Genomic DNA, 18,860 nt, shown 5'->3' on the forward strand with positions numbered 1-18,860 from the left:
AACATATCTCACAGCTTAGCTGCTAGTTCCTTAATGTATGCACGTAACTGATCTTTTGTTTGTGGATGCTTCAGACCAAATTCAATGTTTGTTTCCAAAAAACCAATTTTTGATCCAATGTCGTAACGACTACCCTTAAATTCATGTGCATAGACATGTTGACGATTATTTAATGAGTCAATAGCATCCGTTAATTGAATTTCGTTTCCTTTACCCGGTTGCGTGTTTTCTAATTCTTCAAAAATTTCTGGTGTCAATAAATATCGACCAATAATTGCCAAGTCTGATGGTGCATCTTCTGGCTTTGGCTTTTCAACAAAAGATTTAACACGATACAGGCCATCAGAGGCTTCTGCCGCTGGGTCGATCACGCCATATTCAGAGACTTGATCATGAGGTACTTTCATCACCGCTAAAGTTGATTCTCCCGTCTCTTCATAACGTTCGATTAACTGTTTAGTTAATGGTACTTCATCTTCCATTAAATCATCACCAAGTAAGACAACAAAGGGTTCGTCACCAATGAAAGCTTTTGCTGTCAACACAGCATCCCCGAGTCCCTTAGGATGAGACTGACGAATAAAGTACATATTGATGTCAGTTGTTTCTTGTACAATTTTTAGTAATTCATCTTTTCCTTTTTCACGTAAATTATTTTCTAGTTCGGGATTCGAATCAAAATGATCTTCAATTGAACGTTTTGATTTGCCATCAACAATCACAATATCTTCAATTCCTGAAGCAATTGCCTCGCGCACAATATATTCAATTGTTGGTGTATCCACAATTGGTAACATTTCTTTAGCTAATGCTTTTGTAGCCGGCAAAAAACGTGTTCCTAATCCTGCTGCTGGTATAATTGCTTTACGTACTGGTTTCATTTTAATTACTCTCTTTCTATTCATTAGTTCATGCGTACAGGCTAATCTTCAGATTTCAACGGCCTTGCCATCAAATCCGAAATCGCTGTATGCAAGGATTTATTTTCATATAAAACTTGATAAACTGCAGTCGTAATTGGCATGTCAACATGATAGGTTTTTGAAAAGTCATAAACAGCTTTCGTTGTATTGACACCTTCAATTACCATGCCCATTTCCTCTGTAACTTGTTGTAAACTTTTTCCTTTACCTATGCCTAAACCAGCACGATAATTACGTGAATTTGGTGACATGCCTGTTACAATTAAATCACCAATGCCCGCAAGTTCATAAAGTGTTTCTGGTTTAGCACCCATAGCTGCTCCCAAGTCACGCATTTCCACCAAGCTTCTTGTCAATAAGGCTGCTTGTGCATTGACACCGTATCCTAAACCAATTAAAGCACCAGAAGCAATTGCAACTATATTTTTTAAAGCCGCAAATAATTCTGAACCAAGTAAATCATGATTCGTATAAGCACGGAAAGTCTCGTTTGATAAAGTTTTTTGCAATAATTTAGCTGCTGATTCGTCCGAACTGCCAATTGAAACAGCTGTTAAATCATGTTTGATCACATCTTCTGCATGCGACGGCCCGGAAATAACAACTAACGCTGAACGATAAGCTTCTGGAACTTCTTCTGCTATCATTTCAGATATGCGCTTATATGATCCTTGTTCTAGACCCTTGGTAGCATGTGCTAAAATCACCGTATGTGACTGTTTTTTTAGGGCATTTGCTAGTTTTTTGGCTACCTCGCGCACAGCCTTTGTTGGCACCACACTCAATACAATTTCAACATTTTCAATTGCCAAAAACATATCACTTGTTGCTACTAGCGTATCAACTAAAGTTGCATGAGGTAGGTACTTCACATTCGTATGCTGCTGGTTTATTTCTTCAACTTGATCTGGATTATGTGTCCACAGGCGCACATCATGGCCATTTTCAGCGGCTGTATTTGCTAATGCTGTTCCCCAGGACCCGGCACCAAGTACCGCTATCTTAGTCATGTTTGTTCTCCAGATCTATTTTTTCGTTTTTCACCATTTCTACTGACATACGTTCTTCAAGTGTTTTCAATGCATCAATTCCCATGTTAGCAGTACGAAACTTTACCGCTGCTGCATCGATAACACTTGCAGTGTTACGCCCTGGCGTCACAGGAACTACCATACGCTTAATTTTTACACCTAAAATTTCAAGTGTATCATTATCATTACCTAAACGATCAAAATTAGCTTCGCCAATTTTACCATTTGAAAGATGAATATTAAGCGCAATAGTTGCATGCGATCGTACAGAAACCGCGCCATACACCTGCTGTACATCAATAATACCAACTCCTCGAATTTCCATCATATTGCGCAAAACTTCGTTCGGTTCGCCAATTAAACGTTCTTCATCTTCTTGATAAATATCGACACGATCATCAGCAACTAATCTTGCTTTATCTTGTTGAATTAACTCTAATGCAGCTTCTGTTTTACCAATACCTGCATCCCCAGTAATTAAAACACCCAGACCGTGGACATCAATAAGCACACCATGAACATTCTCACGTGGTGCTAATTGACCACCTAGATAATAGGTCATATTTGATAAAATACGTGATGATGTTAGGGTCGATGTTAAAATTGGAATCTTAGCCTCATCTGCTGCCTGTTTGAGTTCCTCACTGATTGGCAATCCTGTCGACACAACAAATGCTGGTGTTACTGGATCAGCCATTCGTCGAAAAACCATCAGTAATTCTTCATGGCCCATTCGCTCGGAAAAAGAGGTTTCCGTAATACCTAACAATTGCACACGTTCTGGTGCATAATAATTAAAATAACCGGTCATTTCTAGTCCAGGTCGTGAAATATCTGCGGTTGTAATCACGCGTTCTAAATATTGTTTACCTGCTACAATTTCTAAGCGCGTGTTATCTACTAATTGTTTTACTGTAACTGAATTTTGTGCCATTTTATTTTCTTTCTACGTGTACATGCAAATCAGGTGTCAACAATGTATTAACAATTGACAAAATAATCGCTGTAAACATTGCCCAACCAAAACTCGAAAAATCAAAACCGCCAACAAGGTTCGCAGTTATTTCCAACATAATACCATTAATAACAATGGTGAATAAACCAAATGTTAATAGCGTTAATGGTAATGTCAGAATCGTTAGTATTGGTTTAATAATCGTGTTTAATACTGCTAACACTAAAGCTGCCCCTAGAGCTGTCATCCAATTATCAACACGAAACGCTTCTGAAAAAAGTGACGAGATAACTAAGAAAACTAACATTGTTGTCGCTAATCGTGCAAAAAAACGCATATACCCTCCTACTGTAATTCCCTGTAAGCGCTTAACATATTGACATAACGCACTTATTAAGTAATGTACAACATCTCCATTATACCAAAACTTTCCATCAGTAGACATAAAAACGACTAAACTTTCGTTTAGTCGCGCATTTAAATTTACAATTAATCATAAAATGATACATCATTAAATAAAATAGTTATATCCTGGATTCAGCTCAATAATCTTACCTGTACGCTTATATACAATCCATTCTGCAATGTCTGTCGTATAATCTCCGATGCGTTTCAAATAACCAGCAATCACTAAATAATCTGCTGCTGAATCAACTAAATCAGCATCTTCTTTCATGCCTTCAACTGAATCAAAACGCACTTGGGCTGCACGTTTAGATAACGTTTGATTTTCTTCAGCAATAGATTCAGCCCCTAAAGCGTCATTTTTAATATAATAATCCATCACAGTTGAGACCATTGTTGCTACTTGTTCGCCCATTTCACCAAGTGCCTGCTCAACACTAGAAATATGTTTTGTTCCCTTAACACGAATAGTTGAATTAGCAATATTACGTGCTTGATCACCCATTCGTTCCAATACAGAGACTGCTTTCAAAATTGTAACAATTTTGCGTAAATCAGTTGTAACTGGTTGGTACAAAGCAATCATCTCAAAAGTTTTCTTTTCGATAGCCGCTTCTCGTTCATTAATTTGATGATCATTATCTAAAATGGCTTTCGCGCCTTCACGATCATGATCTACAAATGACTGGACAGATTTTTGAATAGTTTGGGCAACAAGCATACCCATTTCTGTAAATGAATTATCTAAATCTGCTAGTTCTTCATCAAATAATCGTCGCATATTATTTCTCCTTTTCACCATGCTGTCTATATAATTATGAATTAACTTTATTTGTTTCTAATATCACCCAAAGCGACCACTGACGTAATCTTGTGTTTCTTGCCTTTGTGGATTCAAGAAAATGTGCTTTGTTGCATCTACCTCAATAAGATCGCCATTTAAAAAGAAAGCTGTACGATCTGATATACGTGATGCCTGTGACATTGAATGTGTAACAATAATCATCGCATAGTCATCACGTAAATTCAATAGCGTTTCTTCAATGTTATGACTCGATACTGGATCTAAAGCTGAAGTCGGTTCATCTAACAATAACAGTTCTGGTGAAGTTGCCAAAACACGCGCAAGTGATACACGTTGTTGTTGACCACCTGACAAGCCAAGAGCTGACTTATGCAAATCATCCTTAACTTCTTCCCATATTGATGCTTGTTTAAGAGATTTTTCCACAGCCTCATCAAGTACAGCTTTATCTTTGATACCAGCCAATTTAAGACCAAAAATAACATTTTCATAAATAGAAAAAGGGAATGGATTAGGTTGTTGAAACACCATGCCAATTCGTTTACGTAAATCAACAGTATCTGTTGTTGGTGCATAGATATCTGTTCCCTTAAAATCAAACGAACCAGTTACTGTCACATTATCTTCCAAATCATGCATACGATTAATTGCTCGAATATAAGTTGATTTTCCCGATCCAGATGGGCCGATAAGCGCTGTAATTCCTTTTTCTGGAAAATTTAAGTTAATCCCATGTAATGCTTCTTTTTGACCATACCATAACTTAACATCACGTGTTTCAAGTATATTTTTTTGTTTAATATCTGTCATCCGAAGTTCCCCGAAATATAATCATTTGTCAGCTCAACTTTTGGTCTTGTAAAAATTTTACGTGTCAAATCATACTCAATCACTTTTCCCATATGAAAAAAAGCTGTATAATCACTAATTCTAGCCGCTTGTTGCATATTATGTGTCACAATGATAATTGTATACTGATTTTTTAACTTTAGTAGTGTATCTTCAACCTGCGCGGATGAAATCGGATCAAGTGCACTGGATGGTTCATCTAAAAGTAATATATCTGGTTTCAAAGCCAATGCCCGTGCAATAACCAAACGTTGTGCTTGTCCACCTGATAAAGCTAAGGCTGATTTGTCTAACTCATCTTTAACTTGATCCCATAACGCCGCTTGTTTCAAGCTAGTTTCAACAATTTCATCAAGTTCTTGTTTTGTATATTGTCCACGTTGTGTCAGTGCAAAAGTAATATTATTATAAATAGATTTAGCAAATGGATTAGGACGTTGGAAAACCATGCCAATATGACGTCGCATTTCGTATACATCAATCGCTTTTGTATTAATATCTACGCCACGATACATGATATTGCCTTTAACTGTCGCAACACTATCATTCATACGATTTAGCGACCGCAAGAATGTTGATTTACCCGAACCTGACGCACCAACTAAACTGGTAATTTTATAACGTTCAAACGATAAATCACCTTCGCTCAAAGCCAAATTTTGACCATAACTCACTTGCAAATTTTTTGTTGATATTGCAATTTCATGATCACCTGCACCAACATCATAGATATAACGTTCTGGCTTATTTTCAGTAATAAATTCACTTGCTGGTTTTAAATCGATATTATTTACCATTTTTTCTCCATAACTCGGTTACTTAACAATTCCCTAATGACATCACACTTAGTCTCTATCATTTTATTTTTGTTATGCACTGGTCAACTTTTTGTATAATTGTGCACCGATTTTACGTGCACTAAGATTGAACAATAACACAACAATTATTAAAACTGCTGATGCACCAGCAGACACAGCATTCGCATCTGGCATAATGCCTTCAGAATTAATCTTCCAAATATGTACTGCTAAGGTTTCGGCAGGACGCATAGGATTTAAAGGGCTTGAAATATTAAATGGATTCCAGTCTGTAAAGTTTAATGCAGGGGCAGATTGTCCAGCAGTGTAGATTAATGCAGCAGCTTCACCAAAAACACGACCTGCAGATAATACAACACCTGTCACAATTGAGGGAACTGCAGCTGGTAGAATGATATGAATCACTGTTTCCCAGCGTGACAAGCCCAGCGCAGATCCCGCTTCACGTTGTAAATTTGGAATCTGGGCTAAGCTTGTTTCAATAGATCGTGTCAACAAAGGTAAATTAAAAAAAGTTAGTGCAATTGCACCTGATAGTATTGAAAATCCAAAATGAAATTGAACGACAAATATCAAAAATCCAAACAAGCCAACGACTACTGAAGGCAAAGAGCTTAAAATTTCAATTGCTGTACGAACGATCGTTGTAAATCTACCTTTTTTTGAATACTCGTTCAAATAAATAGCAGCACCTAAAGCGATTGGAAAACTAATGAGCATAGCTAATATTAGCAAGTAAAAAGAATTAAATAATTGAATTCCGATACCACCACCTGCTTCAAATGCTCTAGCGGGCGATGTTAAAAAGTGCCAAGACAAATTTGGCACACCGCGAATTAAAATAAAAGCAAGCATGGCAATCAAAATTAACGCAACAATGCCAGAAATCATATAAATTACAACTGTTGCTATTTTATCAGCACTTTTTGCATTCATTATTTCATCTCTCCTCTGCGCCCAATAGCACGTACAACTAAGTTAAATACCAATGACATTACTAACAAAATCATTGCTAGTGTCCATAACACATCGTTTTGTAATGATCCCATCACAGTGTTCCCAATCCCCATGGTCAAGATTGATGTTAATGTTGAGGCGGGTGATGTCAAGTTATGTGGCATCAGCGCTGCGTTGCCAATAACCATTTGTACTGCCAGCGCCTCACCAAAAGCGCGTGCCATGCCAAAGACAATAGCGGTTAAAATACCTGGGGTTGCCGCTCGCAACACAACTTTATAAATCATTTGCCAACGTGTAGCGCCAATAGCCAAAGCTGATTCACGATAGTGTCTGGGAACTGACTTTAATGTATCTACAGTCATCGAGGTGATTGTTGGTAAGACCATTACAAACAGGACAATTGTACCTGATAGAATACCGAATCCAGAACCACCAAAAACACTCCGGATAAAAGGTACAACAACTGTCAATCCAATAAATCCATAGACAACAGATGGAATACCAACCAACAATTCAATGACTGGTTGCATAATTTTTGTCCCACGTTTTTGGGCAATTTCAGTCATAAATAGCGATGTCCCAATAGCAAATGGTGTCGCTACAATTGCCGCCAAAAACGTTACCAAAAACGATCCAAGAATCATTGGCAACGCGCCTATATAAGGTTGTTTCGTTTGTGGATTAACTACCGATGGATTCCATGTTGAACCAAATAGAAAGTCTTTAACATGGACGCCATCATGGAAAAATGTTGATAAGCCACGACTCATAACGAAAGCAAAAATCGATACAACAACAATGACAATTAACGATAAGGCTGCCAAACTAACAGCTCGTCCTAGTGAATCTTTTTTTGTTGACTCAGATTTTTGCATCAACTTCTGTGTAATGTTATCCATTTTATCTCCATAGCATCAGACATCGTCATATAAAACGAATACGTACGATTTGCACATACTCATTAAACAACATCAAATGCATTAATTTTCTTGTATTTCAATTTGGTTAATCAATTCGTATCAATCAATTACTTTTTTATAATGTTCCCATTCAACTGACGCGTGACACGCATATCGTGAATAGAGATATATCCCAATTTTGGCACTAAAGTGCTCTGAATTTCTTTTGACGTTAAATAATTCAAAAATTTAGCAACTTCTGGTTTTGGTTTACCATTAGTATAGACATGCTCATACGACCAAATAGGATACATACCTGATGCAACATTTTTATTTAAAGGTGATACATGATTAACTGAAGCCGCTACGATTGTATCATCAATATAGCCAAAAGCTGCGTATGAAATTGCGCCCGGTGTGGTTGCTACAATGGAACGTACCATTCCTGAAGAATCTTGTTCCTGTGCTTCAATACTTTGTTTGCCAAGCAGACCCCACTTTTCAAATGTGGCACGTGTCCCAGATCCCGCTGCACGATTGATAATAACAATCTTTTGATTTTTACCACCAACTTGTTGCCAATTCGTTACTTTTCCGGTAAAAATTGCTTGTAACTGTGCTGTTGATAAATCCTTTAGGCCAATATCTTTGTTCAACAGTGGTGCAATACCGACAACTGCTACCTGATGATCTACCAGTCGATTAGCATTAATGCCTTCCTTTTCTTCCGCAAAAACGTCAGAATTTCCTAAGTCTACGGCACCTTGCGACACTTGACTTAGTCCTGTTCCTGTACCACCACCCTGCACGTTAACAAAGGTACCTAAATTAATTTTTGCATATTCTTCACCTGCTGCTTCAACAAACGGTTGTAAAGCTGTCGAACCAACAGCCGTAATCGATGTTCCTGAAGCACTTTTATCTCGTGTTGCATAAGCAGTTCCAAGTGCTGCTGCAATACTAACGGCCACAATTGTTGCTACAATCGTTCCGCGATGCGATTTCGACATGATAATGCCTCCCAAGATTAAACTACTACTACTTCATTATCTTAAAACCATGTAAATGTATTAACAGTGCTATGTAAAGATTAGGTAAAGAAAATATTTACAAAGGTAAAGTGACACTGATAGTGGTTCCCACTCCAACCTGTGAGTTTACTTTAACTTCACCGTTATGTTTACTAACAAGCTCATTAACAATGGCTAAGCCTAGACCTGTACCGCTAGCAATTGTTCTTTGTCGAGATTCATCACCTCGATAAAAACGTTCAAAAATGCGCGATTGCTGGTTTTTAGGAATACCAATGCCGGAATCTTTAACATTAATTTGCCAATGCTGATGATCTTTATATACTGTCACACTAACATCACCACCTTGCTTGTTATACTTCACAGCATTTATAATCAAATTTTGTAGAATTGTCTCCAAGTCAGTTTTTAATCCGTGGACAACAAAATTTTGTGACACATTATTCTTAAGCGTAATATGTTTCGTCGCTGCCATTGTTTTAATATGTTGCCATTGTTCATCAACTAAAATTTTTATAGTCAGTTTTGTATCTACTGCATCATTTTTTTGTTTCACACGTGATAATGACAAAATATCAATAACAAGCGATGATAGACGGTCTGATTCGTCAGCAACAATTTTTAAAAATTGCTGCCGTGTATTTGGATCTTCACCTGCGGGTCCTTGTAATGTTTCTACAAAACCAGTGATCGCAGTTAGTGGTGTTTTAAGTTCATGTGAGGCGTTGGCTAAAAAATCAGATTGCATGCGTTCAACCTGTAAAACAGAAGTTAAATCATATATAATAATCATCACTTCAGCATGCTTCAGATCACCTTGGTGATAAAGTGTGCTAACTTCATATTGTTTCACCTCGCCATTTATCTGTAAATTCAAAATAGATTGTTGGTTATGTTGCGTATTAAAAGTTTGCGTAATTAATTCTGACAGTGTGAATTGTTTAATCACTAAACTTTCTGCAATCGGTATTTTAGGTTGTTGTATACCTAATAAATCTGCAGCAGTTGCGTTAAAAACATCAATTACATGTCGTCGATTCACATTAATTACACCTACTGGTAAACTTGCAAGTAGTGATTGATAGTTCGTCACATCACGTTGTGCAGTTTGCTGCGTCTGTTTAATATAGTTTTGTAAAGTATTAAATTGATGAATCAAATCATAATACGGAGAATTTGGCTCTGTTAACACACCCCTAGGTTCTTGTCCTTGAATTGTAGCCAACATGCGGTTTTGCATGACTTGCAATTCTGTCTGCTGACCTGCTTCCCAAAATCGCGCTACCCATATGCCACTCGCTGTAGCAATCAACAGACAAACAATCGTAATCATCCACTGCTGACGATCAAAAGACATCATATTTCCAAGTATCACACTCATTATCAAGTTAGGAACTAAAAAGGACAAGCATTTAATTATTTTTTTTGTCATATGTCACTCCAATATAACTATCATAACAAAAAAAAACCGCTTTCGCGGAATTAAAACTATGCTAATTATTTTACTTGTTTTCAACTTTACCAGTTGCATCGCGAGTTACTTTCATATCAGTCAGACCAATATACCCCAGTTTTGGTACAATAGTTTTTTGTACTTCTTTTGTGGCAAAATACTTCAAAAATGCTTTTGTTGCTTCTGTTTCAGTGCCTTTGGTATACATATGTTCATATGCCCAGATTGGCCATGAATTATCTTCAACATTTTTCTTGTTCGGTGTTACTTTGTCAACATCTAACGCCTTGATTCCCGATGCATCTAAGTAGGCAAAAGCTAAATAAGAAATGGCACCGGGTGTTGTGGATACAATCTTTTGAACAGTACCGTTCGAATCTTGTTCGGTTGATTGTACGGCATTTTGACCATCTAACACGTTCTTTTCAAATACCGAACGTGTGCCAGATCCGGTTGCACGGTTAATGATAACAATTTTTTCATCCTTACCACCAACTTCTTTCCAATTAGTAATTTTGCCAGTAAAGATATCACGCAATTGTGTCTTAGAAATGTTTGATACTTGTACATCAGAATTGACCACAGGCGCAATACCAACAACAGCTACTTGATGATCCTTTAACTTTGAAGCATCAACACCATCTTTTTCTTCCGCGAATACATCAGAGTTCCCAATTTGAACAGAACCATTAGCTACTTGACTCAAGCCCGCACCAGACCCACCGCCTTGAACAGTGATTGTCACACCAGGATTTTTTTCTTGAAAAGATGTACCAACTTGTTCGGCCAATGGTTGTAGCGCTGTTGATCCAAGCGATAGCACTTTACCACTTAACTTTTTTGTCGTTGAATCCGTAGTGGTTTTATCTGTATGTGAATTAGAGTTGGCATAAATAGCTAGGCCCGCTGCAATAATAACCACACCACCGACAACGCCAATAATCGTTTTGTTCATGAACACTTCTCCCTTTGTTTAGGCTTCGCGTGGAAGCATATGTAATGTAAACTCGGTTTGTAGTAGAGGCTCTTGGTAGCCTTTCCTTGTTTACAAATCATATATTACGCACCTTGTGTCAAAGAAAGCAACCTAAAATTGTCATCGTTATGTAAAGCAATGTAAACAGATATTTACATTGCTAATTGACCATTGTGTAGCCAAAGCCTCGCACAGTTTTTAATATTTGTGGTGATTTTGGATTGTTTTCGACTTTCTCTCGTAAATTACTAATATGCATATCTACCATTCGACTTTCACCAACAAACTCATAACCCCATACTGCCGTTAAAATTGTTTCACGATCAATCACACGACCAACTCTTTGCGAAAAATACAATAACAATTCGTATTCTCGTGGCGTCAAAGTTAAATTTTTGCCAGATTTAGTCACAACTTTTTTGTTATCATCAATCACAATATCTTGTATTTCAATAACATCTGGTTTATCTGAAGCTGAGCGTTCAGTTTGGGATCGTCGCAGAACAGCTTTTAATCGCGCCAATACTTCTCGTAGACTAAATGGTTTGGTGATATAATCATCTGCACCTAATTCCAGTCCAAACACACGATCAAACTCATCACCTTTAGCTGTAACTAACAATACAGGGGTAGATATTTTATCTTGACGTAAATTTTTCAACACTGTCATGCCGTCCATAACTGGTAACATTAAATCAAGTAAAATGGCATCAAAGGTTTGTTCACCAATAAGTTCATATGCTGATTGACCATCCGTTGCTATTGTCACTTGATACCCATTTTGTTCTAAATTATATTTCAACAATGTTGAAATTGCTGGTTCGTCATCTACTACTAAAATTTTTGTCATGATATTAATACACTTGACTTTCGCCCAGTGCATTCCTCTCCAAATGTTTATTTACTTGCATTGTAACAAAATAAATAGAAACGCCCTAGCGTTTCTATTTATTCTTTACATTATTTATACAATTGGTTCGTCCGTTAAATCATCATCTGTAGCCAAATTCAATGCTTCTGGTTCACTATCCGTTGAACTATCATCATTCGTCTCATTAACACCTGTTTCGCCGTCTCCTATACCAAATGCATCACGTACTTTGACATAAATTTCCTGACGCATCTCCGCATTTTCCGGCGCATCCAAAAATTCTTTCGCTTTTTCACGACCTTGTCCAATTTTAATATCATTATAATAGTAAAAAGCACCTGCTTTTCGAATAATTTCCTGTTCAGCACCAAGATCGAGAATTTCCCCTGTTTGAGAAATACCTTTACCATACATAATATCTACTTCAGCGACCTTAAATGGTGGCGCTACTTTATTCTTGACTACTTTCACTTTGGTTAAGTTTCCAGTGACATCAGTGCCGTCTTTAATTTGAGTTGAACGCCGTACTTCTAAACGAATTGTCGAATAAAATTTTAATGCACGACCTCCTGGTGTTGTTTCAGGATTACCAAACATCACACCAATTTTCTCTCGAATTTGATTAATGAAAATAGCAATTGTCCCAGTTCGATTTAAAGTGCCTGCTAATTTACGTAATGCTTGACTCATCAAACGTGCTTGTAGCCCCACGTGTGAATCACCCATCTCACCTTCAATTTCTGCACGTGGTACCAATGCTGCAACGGAATCAATAACGACAATATCGACAGCACCTGATTGTACCAATGCATCAGCAATCTCTAAGCCTTGTTCCCCTGTATCAGGTTGCGACAATAACAGTTCATCTTTTTTGACACCTAGTGCTTCAGCATATTTAACATCCAGTGCATTTTCTGCATCAATATATGCTGCCGTCCCACCTGCTTTTTGTACTTCAGCAACCGCATGTAATGCAATGGTTGTTTTACCAGATGACTCCGGACCATACACTTCAATAATTCGGCCCTTTGGATACCCACCAACACCAAGCGCAACATCTAACTTTACTGATCCTGATGGATAAGTTTCAATCTGCGTCAATGTGTTTTCGCCCAAAAACATAACTGAACCTTTGCCGAAGTTTTTTTCAATTTTCTTCAGCGCTTCATCTAGTGCTGCTTTGCGACCCTTTGCTTGATTTTCTTTATCATCTTTTTTAGTCGTTTTTTTTGTGACCATATCTGTGGTTAACTCCTTTTATCTTTCCTCATTAGTTTACCTGCTTTTGTAGCCAAAAGCAAGCATTAAACGAACAATTGTTCGACACTGTTCGCTTCTGTATTTATGATACGAAAAAAGCGCCCATTGCGCTTTTACATACCATCTGCAAACACATAACGATTTTTCCAAAAATAATCAATGCCTGAATATATTGTAAATATGACTGCTATCCATAATAATATGTCTCCTACTGGGAAACCAAAATAAATGAATGGTACATTTTTAATATACAAGAAAAAAATAGCAAACATCTGTGAAAATGTTTTTATTTTTCCCGGCATTTGAGCAGCCAAAACTTGACCATTATTCTCAACTATCAGTGTTCTTAACCCTGTAATGGCCAATTCTCGAATAACTATGACTGCAGTCATCCATGCAGGTACAACATGAAAACTTGTTAAAAATATCAGTGCTGTAATCACCAATAGTTTATCAGCTAATGGATCAGCAAACTTACCAAAATTAGTGACTAAATGCCGACTTCGTGCAATTTTACCATCCAAAAAATCTGTTACAGAGGCTACTGCAAAAACAATTGCAGCCACTAACCAATTAACTGGTAAAACGACAGTCATAGTCGTAATAGTTTCCCAATCATAAGGAATCGTTAATATTAAAATAAAAATAGGAATTAAAATAATACGGAAGACTGTTAATTTATTCGGTAGATTCATAATTTCCTCCTAATTATTTAAGTTCATCAGCACATTCCAGAAAGGTGTTGCTGTGCTAATGACATTAACTCTTTGACTATCAAATGTCATGACTGCATTTGCTACATTGGTAAATTGTACATTCACAACACTTGTTCCCTCGGGAACAGTAATTGTTTTATCAGCTGTTACCACTTCGTTTAATATCACATTGCCATCGGCTGTAACTTGAACATTCGTTCCTGTATTTTGTGCATTAATTTTGATTGTATGCTGCCTTGCACTTTGTTTTGATAAGTTATAGATTGTCGTCTGTTGCGCAACATTTTGTTCAGGTGTCCCAAGCTTCATTTTAGTATCACCAGTTTTTTTGGTCGTCTTTTTTCTTGATGATGATGATGCATTTGATTCAGATGAACTAGTGCTGTTAGGGACGGTAGAAGTTGAAACCGACACATCGCCACCGTCATTTGATTGTTGGCTACCAGTGTTTAAATGTGTTAAAACGAACCAAATACCAACCAACACTAAGAAGACTATGATGCCTATCCAAATCGTTGGCAACATACTTGAGATTTGTGACTTCGCTGAGCGCGTTGTATCAATTCCGGCACGGACAACCCCATCATTATCACGGTGAGCGCGATTTAAGTCCTTACTTCGTGAGATTGAGGCTGGGCCTGCCTCGCCTAATAAATCTTCAGGATTTAAATCAACAGCAAGTGCATATTGACGAATAAACGCACGCACATAAAAATCGCCTGGTAAAATGCCGAGATTATTGTTTTCAATGGCTTCAAGGTATCTCTCTTGAATTTTAGTTGAGGTTTGCACATCATCCAGTGATAAGTTTTTTTTGAGACGAGCAGCCTTCAACTGCTCACCTATTTGATTTGTTAAAATTTCGCTCATAGTTTTTCCAATGTCATTTCTGCAGAACAAACCGTTGTAGTTTCGCGTTTTTATATAGCTCTTCAGCGGTGTCTAGTATATCATTATATGTTAAATCTTGTAGTAACATAATTTTATCAAATAAATTGGTACCAAAAAGTACATCATCACCACGCAAAGCAATACTTTCTAATGAATTTAAACGTTGTATACCTTCTCCTAATGTTGCGCGACGTAAAGATTCAAAGACTAATTCTTTACCATCAAGATTTTTTTTATATTCAGCCAATTGATTGTTAATCGCAACTGTTAATGATTCGTATTCAGTTGTTTCTGCAAAAAAAGTAATAAATTGATAATTTCGTAACAAATCAAATGATGTTTCAAATTCGGTATCAATGATACCTTTATTATACAGGTTTTGATACCAATCTGTCTGTTCTCCAAACAAAATATCAGATAAGATATCAACAGCTAGCACAAACTTAGTCGCCTCTTTTCCTGTCCTAGCATTTGTCGGTAATCGAATGCCAAAGCCAATTTTAGGACGCGACACATCAAATTTTTTAGTTTCCTGTATTATTTTAGGCTGATTAATTGGCGCTTGAAAAGTTTTCACGTTAACTTTTTCAAGCGTTTTTGTTGTTTGATTATCCCTAACAATTCGCAGAATTTCGTCAGGGTCAAAATTGCCAACAATTTGTAATGTTAATTGGTCTGATTGATAAAAGGCACGATGAATATCATATAATAATGCCGGTGTGATTTTCAAAATCGATTCTTTTGTCCCCGCAATATCTTCTGATAACGGCGCACTAGGATACATGAGTCCCATGAGTCCCATGTAGACACTCCAATTTGGATCATCATCATACATTTGAATTTCTTGCCCGATAATGCCCTGCTCTTTAGCAATCGTTTTGTCACTAAAATAAGGTGTTTGCACGAAATCTAATAAATGTATGAGTGCCAAATTTAAATTTTGGGTTGTTGAAAACAGATAGCTTGTCTGATAGGCATTTGTAAAAGCATTAGCATCAGCCCCAAGTTCACCAAAACGTGTAAACGCATCACTTTTTTCTTTTTCAAATAATTTATGTTCCAAAAAGTGAGCTGTCCCAGCTGGAATATTCACTGGCTTATCATTGTTAATTTGAAAACGTTGGTCTAAAGCCCCAAATGGTGTCGTAATTACAGCAAATGTTTTATGATATGACTTTTTTGGAATCATCACAACCTTTAAACCATTAGACAATGTTTCCGTTATAACTTTTTCTTTCAGTCGTTTATATTTTTTTTCAATCATGATAATCCCTCAGGCATCAAAGTAAAACGACTTTGTATGACTACTTCACGTGCCATTTTCGCAACATCAGCTGATGTTACAGCATTCACCGCAGCAATCCAAGCAGTAACTGTTGTTTCCCGATTTGTTAATAATCTTGAAAATACAAGCCCTATTTCACTGGCTGGTGAATCTTGTTGACTTAAATAATCGTTTATCAAGCTAGCTTTAATAGCTGACAACGTTTCGTCAGAAAAATCACCTACTTGAATGGCTGTTATTTGTGCTTGAATCATGGTATCCGTCTGTGCAACTTTATCAGCATCCAGGCCGGCCGCAACAGTAATAAATCCTGTATCATGTTGCCACCGCGAATAAATACTATATGCTAATGACTCTTTTTCACGAATGATTGTAAATAATTTAGACAATGGTGAACCACCAAAGAGTGCGTTCATGACCAAGGCTACAAATCGTCTTGGATCTTCAGGTGCAATTGCTAATCGATAGCTAATTGTCATAATTGCTTGGTTAATATCTGCCTGTACATCCGTTAATTCGTTTGTTACTGAGAACAATTCTTGCCGATAGAAAGGTTTCAACGACTGTTCTTGCCGCGCTAAAAGAGGCCAAGTCGTTAATTCCGACACAACACGTGCTTCATCAATATCTCCATAAACAACGATATTGATTGTATCATTGTTTATCATATCCTGATAAACCTGGTAGACGCCCTTTGAAGTAAGTGCCTCAACATCACTGGTACGTCCCGATGATGATATTGTCATTGCAGGCAAATCATAAGTTAATTCACGTAATTTAGACATTGCATAACGTTGTTTGTCATCTGTTAAACTATCTAATTCATTCATTAAACTTTGCTTTTCTTTTGTAAAAATTGGCAAATCAAAATAATCGTCCATGATCAACGGATCAAAAATCATGTCACGCAAAAAATCAAATGCGTCGTGTAATAAACTATTTTCTGCACCAATGTAGGTTGGTGCCGGAATTTGAAGTGTGTAACGCACATGATGTGTCTGTCCAAAACGCATGACATCTGTTTGATACTGTGCACCGTATAAGTCAATCGCTTTTTGGGCAACCATTTGTTGGCTGGGATACTTATTTGAACTAACAGCCGTTAAATAAGTCAACAACGAGCGCGCTGAAACCTTATCAATATCTAATAGGGGTGCAGCAAAATCGACAGCAATATGCATTGTTTTAAATTGTGTTGTGGGCAGAACTACAAGGTTCACACCGCTTTTAATTTTAATTTTTTTCATAGTTTTTATAATATTGGCGAAAATAGTCGGCTAAATTTCTGAAGGAACGTTAACCAAAATGACTGTTGCTCAAAATCCTCAATTGTTAATCGTGTTGCATCTTTAATGTCTTGTTCAAACAGATACTCTAAACGTGCTGCGAACTCTGGATCATAGACAAAAGCATTTGTTTCAAAGTTTAAGACAAACGACCTAATATCCATATTGGCTGAACCAACCGTTCCGATTTCATGATCAATACTAACAACCTTACTGTGCAAAAAGCCACCATCATATCGATACACTTCTGCACCCAGTTCAATCAGCTCTTTAGCATAGTATTGCGTTGCGCGGTACACGATTGGATGATCGGGACGATTTGGAATCATCAAACGCACACGAACTCCTGACATAACAGCTATTTCAAGCGTTTCTAAAATGGCAGCATCCGGAATAAAATATGGTGTTTGAATCGTTATTTCTGTCCGCGCTGAAGCAAACATCCGCATAAATCCTTGCTTAATTTGTTTCATGTCATTATCTGGCCCACTTGATACTATTTGAACCATAGCCCGACCTGGTAATTGAACGATCTCTGGAAAGTAGTCAATCGTTTCGGAAAGGACTTCTTGCGCCTCAGCCGTAGCATTCCAATCCATCAAGAATCGACTTTGCATAGATAATACCGCATCACCATGAATACGAATATGTGTATCTCGCCAATGCCCAAATTTTTTAAAATAACCAAGATATTGATCTCCAACATTGAAACCGCCAATATAGCCTACGGTGCCATCAATAATGGCTATTTTACGGTGATTTCTAAAATTAAAACGTAGTGTTAAAAGTTGAAAACGTCGCATCAAAAACGGTACCACTATTCCCCCAGCATCACGTAATCGTTTGTACATATCTCGGTGTTGCCCATGTGAACCAAATTGATCAAAAACAATTCTGACTTCAATTCCTTCTTGTGCCTTTTTGGTCAATAAATCAATTAATTGGTTGCCAATTTTATCGTCATAAATTGTAAAATATTCCAAATGAATATGATGCGTCGCTTGTTCAATATCTTCAAATAGTGCGTTAAATTTATCAAAACCATTCGTAAAAATTTGAATTTCATTACCACGTGTCAACACAGCATCATCAGATGTCAAAAATAAACGTACTAATTCAGAAGCGGAATCAGGAACTGGCAATAGTTCTTCGATTTTTTCGAGTTGTTGCCGTTGATTATATGCTATCTGTTCTAATCCACGCATATCCTGTGTTCTTAAACGGAAAATTTTTTTATTTGAAATACGACTACCCATCAAGAAAAAAATAAAAAATCCAACAACAGGCAATGTCAGTAAGACAAGTAACCACGCCCAAATAGTAGCAATGTCCCTTTTTTGACTAAAAACAGTAATAATCGCACCAAAAGTGTTAATAACTAGGAGCGTTACGATAATTATCCACAATGAATCTCTTAGCATGCCGTTCCTCTTTCAGTTTGTTATA

At 37.1% G+C, this 18,860-nt stretch carries 19 protein-coding genes; all 19 read right to left on the reverse strand.

The genetic code is table 11. From position 1 onward, the window contains the following. Positions 1-8: 8 nt before the first annotated feature. Positions 9-881, reverse strand: a complete 873-nt coding sequence (gene galU / locus EUI_RS0106475) for a UTP--glucose-1-phosphate uridylyltransferase GalU (RefSeq protein WP_010016916.1) — start codon at positions 879-881, stop codon at positions 9-11. Between the two features lie 41 nt (positions 882-922). Further along, the gene (locus EUI_RS0106480) at positions 923-1,933 is read right to left on the reverse strand and encodes an NAD(P)H-dependent glycerol-3-phosphate dehydrogenase (RefSeq protein ID WP_010016917.1); all 1,011 of its coding nucleotides are present in this window, start codon (positions 1,931-1,933) and stop codon (positions 923-925) included. After that, positions 1,926-2,888: an HPr(Ser) kinase/phosphatase gene (gene hprK, locus EUI_RS0106485; protein ID WP_010016918.1), complete on the reverse strand. Its 963-nt coding sequence runs from the start codon at positions 2,886-2,888 to the stop codon at positions 1,926-1,928. Before hprK ends, EUI_RS0106480 begins: the two co-directional genes overlap by 8 nt. A 1-nt stretch (position 2,889) precedes the next feature. Beyond that, entirely contained in the window at positions 2,890-3,246 is a 357-nt protein-coding gene (locus EUI_RS0106490) for a phage holin family protein (protein WP_010016919.1), read from the reverse strand. Between the two features lie 174 nt (positions 3,247-3,420). Further along, positions 3,421-4,095, reverse strand: coding sequence for a phosphate signaling complex protein PhoU (gene phoU / locus EUI_RS0106495; protein WP_010016920.1), 675 nt, complete (start codon positions 4,093-4,095; stop codon positions 3,421-3,423). Between the two features lie 63 nt (positions 4,096-4,158). Further along, positions 4,159-4,929, reverse strand: a complete 771-nt coding sequence (gene pstB, locus EUI_RS0106500) for a phosphate ABC transporter ATP-binding protein PstB (RefSeq protein WP_010016923.1) — start codon at positions 4,927-4,929, stop codon at positions 4,159-4,161. Further along, positions 4,926-5,765 carry a phosphate ABC transporter ATP-binding protein PstB gene (gene pstB / locus EUI_RS0106505; protein WP_010016924.1) on the reverse strand — a complete coding sequence of 280 codons (840 nt, stop codon included), beginning with the start codon at positions 5,763-5,765 and terminating at the stop codon, positions 4,926-4,928. Before pstB (EUI_RS0106505) ends, pstB (EUI_RS0106500) begins: the two co-directional genes overlap by 4 nt. 72 nt (positions 5,766-5,837) lie before the next feature. Then, on the reverse strand, positions 5,838-6,722 hold the full coding sequence (gene pstA / locus EUI_RS0106510) for a phosphate ABC transporter permease PstA (protein WP_010016925.1): 885 nt from the start codon (positions 6,720-6,722) through the stop codon (positions 5,838-5,840). After that, a complete protein-coding gene (gene pstC, locus EUI_RS0106515) occupies positions 6,722-7,621 on the reverse strand; it encodes a phosphate ABC transporter permease subunit PstC (RefSeq protein ID WP_462803922.1) in 900 nt (299 codons plus the stop codon). Before pstC ends, pstA begins: the two co-directional genes overlap by 1 nt. Before the next feature lie 152 nt (positions 7,622-7,773). Beyond that, positions 7,774-8,655: a phosphate ABC transporter substrate-binding protein PstS family protein gene (locus EUI_RS0106520; protein WP_010016927.1), complete on the reverse strand. Its 882-nt coding sequence runs from the start codon at positions 8,653-8,655 to the stop codon at positions 7,774-7,776. 97 nt (positions 8,656-8,752) lie between these two features. After that, a complete protein-coding gene (locus EUI_RS0106525; RefSeq protein WP_010016929.1) occupies positions 8,753-10,108 on the reverse strand; it encodes a sensor histidine kinase in 1,356 nt (451 codons plus the stop codon). Between the two features lie 70 nt (positions 10,109-10,178). Next, positions 10,179-11,084, reverse strand: a complete 906-nt coding sequence (locus EUI_RS0106530; RefSeq protein WP_010016930.1) for a phosphate ABC transporter substrate-binding protein — start codon at positions 11,082-11,084, stop codon at positions 10,179-10,181. A 181-nt stretch (positions 11,085-11,265) separates the two neighbouring features. Continuing rightward, a complete protein-coding gene (locus tag EUI_RS0106535) occupies positions 11,266-11,955 on the reverse strand; it encodes a response regulator transcription factor (protein ID WP_014947480.1) in 690 nt (229 codons plus the stop codon). Between the two features lie 114 nt (positions 11,956-12,069). Beyond that, positions 12,070-13,215, reverse strand: a complete 1,146-nt coding sequence (gene recA / locus EUI_RS0106540; RefSeq protein ID WP_010016933.1) for a recombinase RecA — start codon at positions 13,213-13,215, stop codon at positions 12,070-12,072. Positions 13,216-13,349: 134 nt separating this feature from the next. Continuing rightward, entirely contained in the window at positions 13,350-13,931 is a 582-nt protein-coding gene (gene pgsA / locus EUI_RS0106545) for a CDP-diacylglycerol--glycerol-3-phosphate 3-phosphatidyltransferase (protein ID WP_010016934.1), read from the reverse strand. Between the two features lie 9 nt (positions 13,932-13,940). Further along, the gene (locus tag EUI_RS0106550; RefSeq protein ID WP_010016935.1) at positions 13,941-14,822 is read right to left on the reverse strand and encodes a helix-turn-helix domain-containing protein; all 882 of its coding nucleotides are present in this window, start codon (positions 14,820-14,822) and stop codon (positions 13,941-13,943) included. Positions 14,823-14,835: 13 nt separating this feature from the next. After that, positions 14,836-16,107 (reverse strand): EF-P 5-aminopentanol modification-associated protein YfmH, encoded by a 1,272-nt coding sequence (yfmH, locus tag EUI_RS0106555; RefSeq protein WP_010016936.1) that lies wholly within the window; start codon positions 16,105-16,107, stop codon positions 14,836-14,838. Next, a complete protein-coding gene (yfmF, locus tag EUI_RS0106560) occupies positions 16,104-17,375 on the reverse strand; it encodes an EF-P 5-aminopentanol modification-associated protein YfmF (RefSeq protein WP_010016937.1) in 1,272 nt (423 codons plus the stop codon). The genes yfmH and yfmF overlap by 4 nt, the downstream gene beginning before the upstream one ends. A gap of 5 nt (positions 17,376-17,380) precedes the next feature. Further along, entirely contained in the window at positions 17,381-18,835 is a 1,455-nt protein-coding gene (gene cls, locus EUI_RS0106565) for a cardiolipin synthase (protein WP_010016938.1), read from the reverse strand. Positions 18,836-18,860 lie beyond the last annotated feature (25 nt).

The organism is Leuconostoc gelidum subsp. gelidum KCTC 3527 (genome assembly GCF_000166715.1).
GTDB lineage: Bacteria > Bacillota > Bacilli > Lactobacillales > Lactobacillaceae > Leuconostoc > Leuconostoc gelidum.

Bases quoted from the DNA above. Each gene is read 5' to 3' on its own strand.
- EUI_RS0106530 (WP_010016930.1), bottom strand. From the start codon at position 11,084: ATGAACAAAACGATTATTGGCGTTGTCGGTGGTGTGGTTATTATTGCA.
- galU (WP_010016916.1), bottom strand. From the start codon at position 881: ATGAAACCAGTACGTAAAGCAATTATACCAGCAGCAGGATTAGGAACA.
- EUI_RS0106520 (WP_010016927.1), bottom strand. From the start codon at position 8,655: ATGTCGAAATCGCATCGCGGAACGATTGTAGCAACAATTGTGGCCGTT.
- yfmF (WP_010016937.1), bottom strand. From the start codon at position 17,375: ATGAAAAAAATTAAAATTAAAAGCGGTGTGAACCTTGTAGTTCTGCCC.
- EUI_RS0106535 (WP_014947480.1), bottom strand. From the start codon at position 11,955: ATGACAAAAATTTTAGTAGTAGATGACGAACCAGCAATTTCAACATTG.
- pstB (WP_010016923.1), bottom strand. From the start codon at position 4,929: ATGACAGATATTAAACAAAAAAATATACTTGAAACACGTGATGTTAAG.
- pstC (WP_462803922.1), bottom strand. From the start codon at position 7,621: ATGCAAAAATCTGAGTCAACAAAAAAAGATTCACTAGGACGAGCTGTT.
- pgsA (WP_010016934.1), bottom strand. From the start codon at position 13,931: ATGAATCTACCGAATAAATTAACAGTCTTCCGTATTATTTTAATTCCT.
- EUI_RS0106525 (WP_010016929.1), bottom strand. From the start codon at position 10,108: ATGACAAAAAAAATAATTAAATGCTTGTCCTTTTTAGTTCCTAACTTG.
- yfmH (WP_010016936.1), bottom strand. From the start codon at position 16,107: ATGATTGAAAAAAAATATAAACGACTGAAAGAAAAAGTTATAACGGAA.
- EUI_RS0106550 (WP_010016935.1), bottom strand. From the start codon at position 14,822: ATGAGCGAAATTTTAACAAATCAAATAGGTGAGCAGTTGAAGGCTGCT.
- pstB (WP_010016924.1), bottom strand. From the start codon at position 5,765: ATGGTAAATAATATCGATTTAAAACCAGCAAGTGAATTTATTACTGAA.
- phoU (WP_010016920.1), bottom strand. From the start codon at position 4,095: ATGCGACGATTATTTGATGAAGAACTAGCAGATTTAGATAATTCATTT.
- cls (WP_010016938.1), bottom strand. From the start codon at position 18,835: ATGCTAAGAGATTCATTGTGGATAATTATCGTAACGCTCCTAGTTATT.
- pstA (WP_010016925.1), bottom strand. From the start codon at position 6,722: ATGAATGCAAAAAGTGCTGATAAAATAGCAACAGTTGTAATTTATATG.
- EUI_RS0106490 (WP_010016919.1), bottom strand. From the start codon at position 3,246: ATGCGTTTTTTTGCACGATTAGCGACAACAATGTTAGTTTTCTTAGTT.
- hprK (WP_010016918.1), bottom strand. From the start codon at position 2,888: ATGGCACAAAATTCAGTTACAGTAAAACAATTAGTAGATAACACGCGC.
- EUI_RS0106480 (WP_010016917.1), bottom strand. From the start codon at position 1,933: ATGACTAAGATAGCGGTACTTGGTGCCGGGTCCTGGGGAACAGCATTA.
- recA (WP_010016933.1), bottom strand. From the start codon at position 13,215: ATGGTCACAAAAAAAACGACTAAAAAAGATGATAAAGAAAATCAAGCA.